Consider the following 12,279-nt stretch of genomic DNA (forward strand, 5'->3'; position numbering starts at 1 on the left):
AAGACCTTTAGTGAATGAGACTGCAAATCATAGGGAGAATAAAATGCCAATGTCGACTAGCGCTGCAAGACAGGATGTGACTGCTTGTATTTTATGTTCGAGAAACTGTGGTTTAAGTGTTGAAGTTGAAAACAACCAATTTAAGAAAATTAAAGGTGATGATCAGCATCCGTTTTACAAGGTTACATTTGTCAAAAAGCAGCGCGTTTACAGCATTATCAACAACACGCAGATCGTTTAACTCATCCCTTGAAGCGACAAGCTGATGGTTCATTTCAAGAAATTTCTTGGGATCAAGCGATCCAAGAAATCGCAGATCAATTGGTTGAAATTCGTGATGCACATGGCGGAACAGCATTTGCATCGGTTGGTGGTGGTGGACAAGGCAATCATCTAGGAGCGGCTTATGGTCGTCAACTATTGTATGCAATGAAAAGCTTTTATGCCTATAACTCACTTGCTCAAGAGAAAACTGGTGATTTCTGGGTGAATGGTCGTTTGTTTGGCAGTCAAGCATGTCATACCACTGAAGATGTGGAAAATGCGGATTATGTTTTATTTATTGGAACCAATCCGTTTCAAGCACATGGTATTCCAAATGCTCGTGATACTTTAAAACATATCAAGAAAGATCCAAACCGAACAATAGTGGTATTTGATCCGCGTGTTAGTGAAACGGCTAAGCAAGCTGATATCCATGTGCAATTAAAACCTGGTACAGATTCCTATTTGATGTCTGCAATGATTGCAATCATGTTGCGTGAAGATTTGTATGATCAAGCATTTATTCAAAAGCATACGCATGGGTTTGAGCAAGTTAAACAAGCATTTTCAGTCGTCCCAATTGAGTAATATATTGAGAAGGCAGATGTTTCAGTTGAATTGATCTATCAAATTGTCCGTGATTTTGCCAAAGCTAAGCGTGGTTGTGTTCGTATTGATTTAGGGATTCAGCATACTTTAAACACAACCTTAAACGGATATTTGGAAAAACTACTTTATTTACTCGTAGGGCATTTTGGTAAACAGGGAACGAATAACTTACATACTATGTTTATTCCGATCTTGACCAATACTGATGAGCGTAATCCTAAATATCGTCGTACGGTTCATCATAAGATGTTTCCAATATCAGGTTTTTTCCCACCAAATATTTTACCCGACGAAATTTTAAAAGCAGGTGATAAGCGAGTACGTGCAGTCTTTGTAGATAGTTGCAATCCATTGCTCACCTATCCAGACACCGCAGCTTATGAACAGGCATTCCAGTCATTGGAGTTGCTAGTTGTGGTTGATGTTGCGATGACAGAAACAGCGCGATTAGCCCATTATGTATTGCCAGCGCATAGTCAATTTGAAAAGTGGGAATTTACGGGCTTTAATTTGGAATTCCCACAAAATGGTTTCCATTTACTTCATCCGCTTTTTAAAGCTCAAGGCAATACGCTGCCTGAATCGGAAATCTATACTCGCCTACTTGAAGCCATGGGTGCTATTCCAAAACAGTTTCCTTTACTGAATAAGATCGCGCAAAAGGATTCCGCTAAAACAGCATATCTAGGTTATTTTGCTGCACTTGCTGCCAGTTTTGTGAAAAATAAAAAGTTAGTCCCATTTTCGGCATCTATTGTTTATCGAACACTTGGGCAGACATTACCAAATGACGCCGCATCAACGGCTTTATTATTGCCTTTGTGTATGCAGTATTCGGCTCAACACTATAAAGCAGTCAAACAAGCAGGTTATAAAGGGAATCGTTTAACACTAGGCGTAAACTTATTCCAAGCGATATTGCAAAAACGTTCAGGCGTAATTCTCTCTAAACACAACTATGATGATGTCTGGGATTTGGTTGCTTATAAAGATAAAAAGATTCATTTAGCAATCCCTGAAATGTTGATTGAGTTAGCACAACTGAATCAACAAACTCAAGGTACAAGTGATCAGTTTCCATTTGTGTTATCGGCAGGTGAGCGCCGTAGCTATAACGCAAACCAAATCTACCGTGATCCAGCATGGCGTAAGGTTGATGCAGAAGGTCGCTTGAGAATGAATCCTGAAGATGCAATTCATTTTGGCGTAGAGACTGGTCACTCATTGCAGTGTATTTCGGAACATGGGCAGATTGATGTGGTTGTGGAGATCGATGAGGGAATGCGAAAAGGGGGCGTTTCGCTGCCGCATGGCTATGGTTTACGTTATAACGGAGGTCAGGCGATCGGACCTGAATTGAATCGATTAACTTCGTTAAAGCATTGCGATCCTCTATCGAAAACCCCATATCATAAATATGTGCCGGTACGACTACAGAAGCCTGCGGCATAGTTGATAGATTGAGTTGATTTGCACTATTTTATTGCGTTTAAATTTATATATGTTTTGAAATGGTGCAATTTCATTTAACCATAATCAGCTATAAATCATCAGATTTTGCTCTAGTATTAAAATGATAAGTTCATTCAACTAAACACAGACTATATGATTGATGAATTTTAGAAATTGGAATAATAATTGCTTAAGTAAAATTCTCATATGTTCAGGAAAATAGATACGCACACAACTTGTGCTGAACAAGATGAGAAAATTCACAATATGAGTGCATATGATGAAGCATGAAATACCTGAAACGAATTTACCGATCTTACAAGATCAGTATGGTCGTATTAAGCGTAAGTTACGTATTTCGGTGACGGATCGTTGTAATTTTAAATGTGTGTATTGTATGCCTGAACATCCTGAATGGATGAAAAAGCAAGATTTATTAAGTTTCGAATCCCTTTTGGTTTTTTGTACTTATATGGTGAAACAAGGCATTGAGAATATTCGTATTACAGGTGGGGAACCTTTAATGCGACAAGGAGTTGTTCATTTCATCCGTGATTTGCAACAACTAAAAAAAATTGGTTTAAAACGTATTTCAATGACGACTAATGGTCATTACCTAGCGAAGTACGCTGATCAATTAAAAGCTGCTGGTTTGGATGATTTAAATATCAGCCTCGATAGTCTTGATGCAAAACAATTCAAAGCACTAACCAAGAAAGAACTTAATCCTGTACTAGAAGGAATAAAAGCCGCTCAAAAAGCTGAAATCCCTTTTAAAATTAATTGTGTTTTAATGAAAGATCACAATGATGATCAAATTCTACCGATGGTGAAATGGGCAAAAGATCAAAATATTCCATTACGTTTTATTGAGTTTATGCCGCTAGACGGTGATCAACATTGGACAAAAGATGCTGTAGTGAGCGAAGCAGAAATATTAGCGCGATTAAAACCGCATTATGCTATTGAGCTACTTCAACAAAATCATGAACCAGCACGCCAATATCGATTAGATGATGATTATCGAATTGGCATCATTTCGACGATTACCCACTCATTTTGTGGTGAGTGCGATCGTATTCGTCTAACTGCACAAGGTGAACTATTCAATTGTTTATTTGCTCAACAAGGTTTGAATATCAAAAACGATTTGTTGAACACGATTAAAGAACATATTGGTTTATCTGAAGTGTCATATCAAATGTTAGATCAAAAAATTAAACCTTATATCTGGCATAAGGCCAAAGGTTATCACGCGATACAAAACCAACAAGTACGTAAAATTAGTATGCACATGCTTGGAGGTTAGATTGAAAAATATGGAGAGGGTATGCAAACCATAGAAATTAAAATAGAAGCTTTTGGAGAGATAGAAAGATTACTACCCAAACCACTTCAATTTGAGTTTGCTAAAGAAAGTTTAATTTTAGATGTTTTAAATCATATTGTAGATCGTTATCCAGATGCTACAAAGGCGATGGATAAATGTGCTTGCGCGATAGGTGAAGATATTGTGACACGTCAGACCGTACTCAATTCATCATGCACAGTGGTGCTTTTGTCACCTGTTGCTGGAGGTTAGAAATGCGTGAGTTTTCAAGAGTCCAAGATCAAGCATTAAGTTTAGATATTTTTGATCCTATTCAGTCATTTCCTGAATGTGGAGGGATTGATGTTTTTATAGGAACTGTGCGAAACCATCATGAAGGAAAATCTGTAAAAGCACTTAAATATACCTCTTATACGCCTGTCGCAGAAAAGATGATTCGTGAGATAGAACAAGAAATTAAAGATAAATATCAAGTTTCTTATGTTCGAGTGATTCACCGTATTGGTTATTTGGATGTGGGTGATACCGCAATTATCGCAATTGCGTATGCTGCGCATCGCCGTGAAGCATTTCAAGCTTGCGAAGAGGCTGTTGAACGCGTCAAGCATGAAGTTCCAATTTGGAAAGAGGAATTTTTCACAGATGGAACAAGCCATTACGTTGAAGGCTGTTGTATTCGAAAAGATACTACTGATAATCTTCAATCGAAAAAGAACTTGAGTTCTCCTTTATCAAAAGCAGAATCAACAACGCATCAGCACCATGAAGATTGTGCACATGACCATACACACGATTAAATGTAGGACGTAAAAATGAAAAATGTTGGGATGAAACCCGAAAGTTATCGTGTAGCTGAAGCACAAGCTGTCTTACATGCACCTGCACATTGTATTCAACTCCTACGTGACGGAAATACTGAAAAGGGCGATGCGCTGAAAACTGCACGTATTGCAGGTATATTGGCAGCGAAACGAACGGATGAGCTGATTCCACTTTGCCATCCATTACCGATTTATCGCGCCGATGTTGAATATGAATTAAATGATGATCATGTCGTAATTTTAACCACTGTAGAAACCATTGGTCCTACAGGTGTTGAGATGGAGGCACTCACAGCTGCCAGTCTTGCAGGTTTAACGTTATATGACATGTTAAAACCGCATTGTGAGCCTGAAGAGCTTTGTTTAGATCAATGTAAATTACTCAAGAAAAAAGGCGGAAAATCACATTTCAAACGTACCTTACGTCAACCTGTTTCTGCTGCAGTGATTGTTCTCTCAGATACTGTGGCAGCTGGTCGCAAACCTGATACGGCAGGAAAGTCAGTTGTTGATACTTTGACAGAAGCTGGTTTTGATCCAATTCATTATCAAATTCTGCCTGATGAATCTGATCAATTAAAGGATCTAGTGTTAGAACTGACCAAATCTTATGCATGCATTATGACTGTTGGTGGTACAGGAATCGGGAAGCGTGACATAACGGTAGATACGCTTGAGCCATTGTTAGAAAGAAAATTGGATGGTTTGATGGAAGCGGCACGTTCTTTTGGACAGAAACGTACGCCATATGCGGCTATGTCGCGTGGGGTGGCTGGTTTTATTGATCGTTCGCTAGTAGTGACCTTACCTGGTAGTCGTGGCGGCGCAAGTGAATCAATGGCTGCAATTTTGCCAGCCTTGGTGCATATTTTTGATGTTTGCCGTGATTTGCCACATCCAGGGGGATATGAGTAATGTCAGGATGTGGTGCTGAGAAAGGGTTGATCAGTATTGATGATGCTTTGGCGTTGATTCAGTCAACGCCTAGCGCATTGACGGTTGAGCAACTGCCATTAACCGAATGTCTGAATCGTTATTTGGCTCAAGATGTGTATTCTGGGGTCGATTTACCCACTTTTTCACAAAGTGCTGTGGATGGGTATGCAATATGTTCATCCTCTGAAAATCTTCAAGATTCAGTATTTGAAGTTATTGGAGAGATAAAAGCAGGAAGTGAACTTGATCATCAACTTCTGCAGGGACAAGCCATACGTATTTTTACTGGGGGTAAGATTCCAATTGGTACAACACATGTCGCTAGACAAGAAATTGTAAAGATCGAATCAAATAATAAAATTCGTTTAGTTGAACATATTCAGCAACAAGCAGATATTCGTTTTGCAGGCGAGGAAATTCAATTAGGTCAGAAGATCGCTGAATGTGGTCAGAAAATTAATATTGGTGCGCTTGCAGCATTGAGTATGATCGGTGTACGAAGTATTGCTGTATATCGACTACCTAAAGTCGCTGTGCTTGTCACTGGTGATGAAGTTGCTGAAACACCAGAAGATTTAAAAGCTGGCAAAGTTTTTGACGCAAATGGGCCTTTATTGAAAGCATGGTTTGAAGATTACGGCATAGAGGTAAATATTCTGCACATTGCAGATGAGTCTCAACGTGTTACTCAATGTTTTAACCAATTAAAACAACAATATGATGTGATCATCACCACAGGTGGTGTATCTGTTGGGGACTATGATTTTGTCCGTCCTTGTTCATTTGACGCAGGTTTCGAACAAATATTTTGGAAAGTTAAACAAAAACCAGGTAAACCACTTTTCTTCGCCCAATATATTGAAGATGAGCATCGCTGTTTTTTACTTGGATTGCCTGGAAATCCAGCTGCAGTTTATGTTTGCATGCAAATCTATGGCAAGGTTTTATTAGATGCATTGCAAAATCAAGATCAATCAATAAATTGGTTTAGTGGAACATTAACACACGAACTTAAATCTGATGCACGTGAGCGTTTTTTAAGAATGCAGGCTTATTACGAACATGGACAATTAAAATTAAAAAGTCTAGCTAAGCAACAATCACATATGCTCAGTAATTTAATGCAAGCAAATTGTTTGGTTCGAGTTCCTGCAAGTATTAAACTTGAGATTGGACAAGAATTAACAGGTGTATTTATAGCGACTTAATTTTTTGATTACATTATGTAACTAGATTTGTTTTTTAGGTACTGTTGACGAGTTCTGATATTGCATCTAATGAATAAACTGGTTTAGTGTAATGTCAGTATTGTTGTTCTTATAAATAATACGGTTCAAGACATGGATGGTGTCTTTTAATACTTTAAAAATAATTAGGTGATAATAATGAAATGGGAAGAAATCGGTGAGCAACCATGTTCTGTTGCTAGAACACTTTCGGTTCTAGGTGATCGTTGGACAATGTTGATTCTACGAAATGCTTTTATGGGTATACGCCGTTTTGATGATTTCCAGCGCAGCTTAGGGCTAACACGTCATGTGTTATCAGAACGTTTAAAACGACTTGTAGAACATGAAATTTTAGTTAAAGTTCCTTATGTCGAGCGTCAAGAACGGTTTGAATATCAACTTACAGAAAAAGGACTAGACTTGTATCCAATCATTCTTTCGATGGTACAGTGGGCTGATAAGTGGATGGATAAAGGGTTAGGTAAGCCGATAGAATTTACACATAAAAGTTGTGGCAAGAAAATAAGCCCCAAAGTATTTTGTTCTGAATGCGAAGAGCCTATTCATGTAAAAGATGTAAGAGTTGCAGCTGGACCAGGGTATTTCGCTTTCGTGGAGCAAAAGAAGAAGACAGCTTAATTCAAGTTTCTTCTTGTTCTATCTCATGTTTTATTACATGAGATAGAACTTCAAAAATTTTAGGGTTTAATCTGTTATCTATGTTAAAAAAAAACTTTAATCATAAGTGTTTACAAACAATTTGCAGGTTTGGGAACGCCCGCCAATCGGCTTAGGTGGCGTGCAACTAAACCTGTATTGAACTTCTGCTGTAGTTCAGCATTGTTAATCTCAGGGCTTACCGTTTTCATTAAAAATTTTATTAGTGGTCGGGTAGCTGGAGAATGTCCAAACTGTTGATAAAACTGACGTACAGCATTTAAAACCTCAAAATGCCATTCTGTGAGCTCCAAATCTAATGATTTAGCAAGCTCCTTAGCAACTTCATGGTTCCAAACGGTATAGTCAACTAAATGTCCGTCTTGATCTAGCTCTAATTGCATAAAATAGCCTAAGCAAAATTAAAAATATCTTATTTAAGTGTAATACAATGATTAAACTCTAAAATTAAATCAGCAAAATCAGAGTATTGCAAAATTTTGATTTGGGTGTGATTAGTCTGATTTAGTAAATTAACATCTGAATCTAAACAATATATGTTCCGATAATTATTAAAAATTTCATCAGGTACAGTTAACAAAGCTTCACCCATGATCACGATCGGGTCGTCAACTAATGCAAATTGATATAGTTCGCTCCAAACTTTCGCCAGATTGCTATATGGCGCCTGAATGATAATTAATGTTTTTTTGTTCATGGGGAAATCTCAATCACCAATATAAGACATGATCAAATGATCGAACGAATTCAGGAAGCAGGTTAACCAGTTCTATATCTTGATCAGAATTTTGAACCTCATGACGATCTTTATTTTTTTCTTCAATCAGAATTGGTGTCAAATCATAAAATTCAAAACTTTCCACCATATTGGATGCAATTTTAAAAGCATCACGGAATTGATTAAATTGTAGCTTATTGTTTAGTAGGCTAATTGCAGCGTCTTTGAATAATACTTTGACAGATATGCCAAAGGTTGCTAAAACCATAGTAGCAGATAAACTTTCGTTGATTTGCAAACTGGTCAAATTGGGCTGCGTTAGGATGACGAGTACAGTTTTCACACAATTTACCTTTTAAAAGCAACACTCTAATAAAGAACTTAGAATTAAAATTGAATTAACCGCGAACAGCTTTGCACAGCATCAGCTAATTCACCGAGACCGACTAACTCAAATCCTTGAGCTAAGTTGTGATGTTGTAGCGAATGACGTTGCGCATTGTCCGCATCAGTGATTCCTCTAGCGAGAGCAGCACTGACACAGACAGGGAGTCGAATACCAAGTTTTTGCCATTCATGTTTCAAATTACGTTGATCATCAGGAAACCACTGAAAATCATTCGCGACTTGAACACCATCTTGGTAAAAGAAAACACGAAACTCTTCATGCTTGTCTTGCAATGCTTGAGCTAAACCAAAAGCATGCCAAGCGATGATAGACGTTGGTGCTGAGGTAATTAATAGTAGTGTACTCATTGAACATTCACTATAGCTATAGTCGGCAAATGATGGACATATTAAAAAGAAGGCAAGTATACAATGATTTTGGTGACAGGTGGTTTAGGCTTTATTGGTTCCCACATTGCCTTGAGTTTATTGGCTCGAGGTCATGAGATCGTCATTGTTGATAACTTAGCTAATTCTACATTGCAAACTTTGGAACGCCTAGAGTATATCTCAGGTATGTATATACCATTTGCCAAGCTCGATGTCCGAAATACACCTGCATTAAATAAAGTCTTTGAACAATACTCAATAGACACTGTTATTCACACGGCAAGTTTTAAATCTTTAGAAGAATCCGTGTTAAAACCACTTGAATATTATAACGATAATGTCAGTAGTATTATGAGTTTACTCCGTGCGATGCAACGGATGGGTGTTCGGCAACTAGTTAATATTTCCAGTTTAGCCGTTTATGGTAAATCAGATGATCAATTGATTGAGGATACGGAATTTAATTATACCTATTCAAATCCTTATATCCGTTCGCAACAAATGGTTGAAGACATCATCGCTGATACTTACAAAGTCGACCATGATTGGAAAATGGTAAATCTAAGATTGTCTAATATTGTTGGTGCATTTGAACATGGGGTTTTAGGGGAATACGTTCCGCAATTGCCCAAAAATATCGTACCACTCGCTTTGCAGGTTGCCGCGATGCAAAGAGAGTGCATTGAACTCCAAAATCAGGCAAATACTACTGATGGTACTGTTGAGCGAAGCTTTTTACATGTATTGGATGCTTGTGATGCTGTATTAGCATCTTTACATTGGTTATCAACTCAACAAGGATGTTTAGAGAGTTTTAATATCGCCCATAATGATTTAACTTCAATAAGCAAATTAATTGAAGAAATTAGTAAAGTAACCAAAATGGAGATACGCGTGCAGCCGGCTGTTTATCAACATGAGGAGCTTAGTCAGCTTGGGGCGAATATCGATAAGGCTGTGAAAATATTGAATTGGACTCCTAAGCGTTCTTTAACCCAGATGATTGAGGATGAATGGAGATTTTATCTCAATATTTTGAAGGGTAACTAATAAATAATGATTCTTATTTATATTTATAGCTACTTTCATTAGGATAGAAATATAAGCCAAAGCACCATCCGCTCTAGCCCATTTATAAAAGTTTATTGATTGAATTTGAGGTGTTTTATGCAAATGCGAATTGAACATGACACGATGGGTGAGGTTGCAGTTCCAAACAATGCTTTATGGGGGGCGCAAACTCAAAGAAGTTTGCAAAACTTCAAAATAGGACATGAAAGATTACCAAGAGCAATGATTCGTGCAATGGGGCTTGTAAAGAAAGCCGCAGCAATAACTAATGCTGAGTTAAAACAACTGCCTCAAGAGTTAAGCCAATATATCGTAGATGCTGCTGAAGAGGTGATTGAAGGCAAGTGGGATGATCAATTTCCACTTGTAGTGTGGCAAACGGGCTCGGGTACGCAAAGTAATATGAATTGCAATGAAGTGATTGCAAATATTGCGAATCAGAAGCTTGGTCATGCTTTAGGTGCCCAAAATCCTGTACATCCAAATGATCATGTAAATCGAGCTCAATCTACAAATGATTCTTTTCCTACAGCAATTCATGTTGCTGCCGCACTTCAAATTAATGAATTATTAATCCCTGCCGTTGAGAAGTTAAAAGATACTCTGCACGCTAAATCACAAGAGTTTAATGACATCGTGAAGATTGGACGTACACATCTACAAGATGCAACGCCGCTTACATTGGGTCAAGAATTTAGTGGGTATGTCTCACAGCTTGAACATGGACTTAAGCGTTTAAACCAAGCATTAGCTGGTTTGTATGAATTGCCACTTGGTGGAACGGCTGTTGGCACTGGACTGAATGCTCATCCAGATTATGCAGTTAAAGCAGCTGAACAATTAAGTGGTTTGACGGGACTACCTTTTATAACAGCACCTAATAAGTTTGAAGCATTGGCAGGAAGAGATGCTGCCGTATTTGCCTCAGGTGCTCTAAAAACGCTTGCTGTCAGCCTAAATAAGATCGCGAATGATATTCGATGGTTAGCCAGTGGACCACGCTGTAGTTTTGGGGAGTTGCGGATTCCTGAAAATGAACCTGGCTCTAGCATTATGCCTGGTAAAGTCAATCCAACTCAAAGTGAATCTATGACGATGGTTGTTGCTCAAGTGTTAGGGAATGATACGACGATCAATGTCGCAGGTGCATCGGGTAATTTTGAGCTAAATGTTTTTATGCCTGTGATTGCCTATAATCTTTTACAATCTATTCAATTGCTTGGCGATGCTTGTAATAGTTTTAACGATCATTGTGCAATAGGAATTGAACCAAATCGAGAAAAAATTGATTATTTCTTGCATAATTCATTAATGTTAGTCACAGCACTTAATCCTGTGATTGGTTATGAAAATTCAGCCAAAGTAGCTAAAACAGCATATAAAGAAAATAAAACCCTTAAGCAGGTGGCTGTAGAACTTGGTTTAGTCTCCGAAGCGCAATTTGATGAGGTGGTTAAGCCAGAAAATATGGTCTCTCCAAACACTAAATAAAGTGCTTTAAATATATCAATAAAAAAACCTTTACCTTTGCTGAGGGTTTTTTTATGAGTAGTTTTTATAAAGTGAACTGCGTACAATACGCTTTTGATTTATTTGACTGTTGCTTTGTTATGCTCAAAATATATTTAACAGATACTCAAACCCATATCCAATTTTCAGATATTCCAAATGAAAATCCTGTTAAGTTTCTGTTAAATTTAAAAAAAATATTTCCTAGTACAGCCGATTTATTATTGCCTGTACTACCTGAAGACAACAATTTAGAAAACGTAACATGGGAAGCTACATCGAGTGATTTTGATGTATTTAAAAAGCTTGTTGAAGGTTGGGGGGTTATTGAGCTACGCCTAAGTGCAATCACAACATATAAAGATAAGAATTTTGCGAATGATTTAGTGAAGAAAGCGCAGATCAGACGTAAGCAAATTTCCCAAAAGCATCCTCAGTTATCATTGATTGAGCTTGATTATATTTTAATGCACGAAATCCATGCTTTGATTGATGCTGAATTAGTAATGATTGGAGAAAAATTTTATTTACCTAAGTTAAGAGAACTTTGGAAAGGAAATTTCTCTGAACAAATTTTGCAATGTAAATTCTAAAAATCTAAAGCAGACAAGTCGTCTGCTTTTTTTATTCTTGAGCAAATTTAGAGTAGAATAAAGAACGACCTACAAAGAATTACAACATATTCATGTCTGTATTTCACTACGGCATATATATTGCTTATAGGGATATAAATATTATTGCGGGAGAGAAGTTCTTCAATGAACTCGCCGAAGGAGCAACGACCCCGGAAACTCTCAGGCAAAAGGACTGTAATAATATAAATACAATCTGGAGAGCAGTGCTCTTAATGTAGAAACAACACAATTTATTTTCTACACAAAACAC

Annotated in this window: 13 protein-coding genes, 1 pseudogene and 1 riboswitch; of the genes and pseudogenes, 10 read left to right on the forward strand and 4 right to left on the reverse strand. The window is 37.6% G+C overall.

What is annotated here, in order from left to right; translation table 11 throughout:
- Positions 1–43 precede the first annotated feature (43 nt).
- The 7 genes and pseudogenes from R2H34_RS08370 to R2H34_RS08400 all read left to right on the forward strand — a co-directional run bounded on the left by R2H34_RS08370 (position 44) and on the right by R2H34_RS08400 (position 7,280).
- A pseudogene (locus R2H34_RS08370) lies at positions 44–2,325 on the forward strand (molybdopterin-dependent oxidoreductase).
- Between the two features lie 271 nt (positions 2,326–2,596).
- Positions 2,597–3,634, forward strand: a complete 1,038-nt coding sequence (gene moaA, locus R2H34_RS08375; protein WP_373865843.1) for a GTP 3',8-cyclase MoaA — start codon at positions 2,597–2,599, stop codon at positions 3,632–3,634.
- A 21-nt stretch (positions 3,635–3,655) separates the two neighbouring features.
- The gene (locus R2H34_RS08380) at positions 3,656–3,907 is read left to right on the forward strand and encodes a MoaD/ThiS family protein (protein ID WP_004638937.1); all 252 of its coding nucleotides are present in this window, start codon (positions 3,656–3,658) and stop codon (positions 3,905–3,907) included.
- 2 nt (positions 3,908–3,909) lie between these two features.
- On the forward strand, positions 3,910–4,452 hold the full coding sequence (locus tag R2H34_RS08385; protein WP_282896443.1) for a molybdenum cofactor biosynthesis protein MoaE: 543 nt from the start codon (positions 3,910–3,912) through the stop codon (positions 4,450–4,452).
- A gap of 15 nt (positions 4,453–4,467) precedes the next feature.
- Positions 4,468–5,391, forward strand: coding sequence for a bifunctional molybdenum cofactor biosynthesis protein MoaC/MoaB (gene moaCB, locus R2H34_RS08390; protein ID WP_039047881.1), 924 nt, complete (start codon positions 4,468–4,470; stop codon positions 5,389–5,391).
- Entirely contained in the window at positions 5,391–6,620 is a 1,230-nt protein-coding gene (locus tag R2H34_RS08395) for a molybdopterin molybdotransferase MoeA (RefSeq protein WP_042890701.1), read from the forward strand. Before moaCB ends, R2H34_RS08395 begins: the two co-directional genes overlap by 1 nt.
- Positions 6,621–6,797: 177 nt before the next feature.
- Entirely contained in the window at positions 6,798–7,280 is a 483-nt protein-coding gene (locus R2H34_RS08400; RefSeq protein WP_151730309.1) for a winged helix-turn-helix transcriptional regulator, read from the forward strand.
- Positions 7,281–7,390: 110 nt separating this feature from the next.
- Here R2H34_RS08400 and R2H34_RS08405 read toward each other — a convergent pair whose 3' ends face one another.
- From R2H34_RS08405 to tusD, 4 genes are read right to left on the reverse strand one after another with little or no spacing between them, the layout of a single operon-like run.
- Complete coding sequence (locus R2H34_RS08405; protein WP_004915588.1) at positions 7,391–7,702, reverse strand: TusE/DsrC/DsvC family sulfur relay protein; 312 nt, start codon at positions 7,700–7,702, stop codon at positions 7,391–7,393.
- Between the two features lie 29 nt (positions 7,703–7,731).
- Positions 7,732–8,016: a hypothetical protein gene (locus tag R2H34_RS08410; RefSeq protein ID WP_004915591.1), complete on the reverse strand. Its 285-nt coding sequence runs from the start codon at positions 8,014–8,016 to the stop codon at positions 7,732–7,734.
- Between the two features lie 13 nt (positions 8,017–8,029).
- Positions 8,030–8,380, reverse strand: a complete 351-nt coding sequence (locus tag R2H34_RS08415; protein WP_004915593.1) for a hypothetical protein — start codon at positions 8,378–8,380, stop codon at positions 8,030–8,032.
- Between the two features lie 44 nt (positions 8,381–8,424).
- The gene (gene tusD, locus R2H34_RS08420) at positions 8,425–8,793 is read right to left on the reverse strand and encodes a sulfurtransferase complex subunit TusD (protein ID WP_004954585.1); all 369 of its coding nucleotides are present in this window, start codon (positions 8,791–8,793) and stop codon (positions 8,425–8,427) included.
- A gap of 63 nt (positions 8,794–8,856) precedes the next feature.
- Here tusD and R2H34_RS08425 point away from each other — a divergent pair, with 63 nt between their 5' ends.
- From R2H34_RS08425 to R2H34_RS08435, 3 genes are all read left to right on the forward strand, one after another.
- Positions 8,857–9,864 (forward strand): SDR family NAD(P)-dependent oxidoreductase, encoded by a 1,008-nt coding sequence (locus R2H34_RS08425; protein WP_318342555.1) that lies wholly within the window; start codon positions 8,857–8,859, stop codon positions 9,862–9,864.
- Positions 9,865–9,981: 117 nt separating this feature from the next.
- Positions 9,982–11,376: a class II fumarate hydratase gene (gene fumC, locus R2H34_RS08430; RefSeq protein ID WP_087539276.1), complete on the forward strand. Its 1,395-nt coding sequence runs from the start codon at positions 9,982–9,984 to the stop codon at positions 11,374–11,376.
- 119 nt (positions 11,377–11,495) lie between these two features.
- Complete coding sequence (locus tag R2H34_RS08435; RefSeq protein WP_042890791.1) at positions 11,496–11,987, forward strand: hypothetical protein; 492 nt, start codon at positions 11,496–11,498, stop codon at positions 11,985–11,987.
- A 137-nt stretch (positions 11,988–12,124) separates the two neighbouring features.
- Positions 12,125–12,214, forward strand: a riboswitch (glycine riboswitch).
- Positions 12,215–12,279: the final 65 nt, after the last annotated feature.

Origin of the sequence: Acinetobacter sp. 16 (assembly GCF_033439925.1) — a bacterium.
GTDB lineage: Bacteria > Pseudomonadota > Gammaproteobacteria > Pseudomonadales > Moraxellaceae > Acinetobacter > Acinetobacter junii.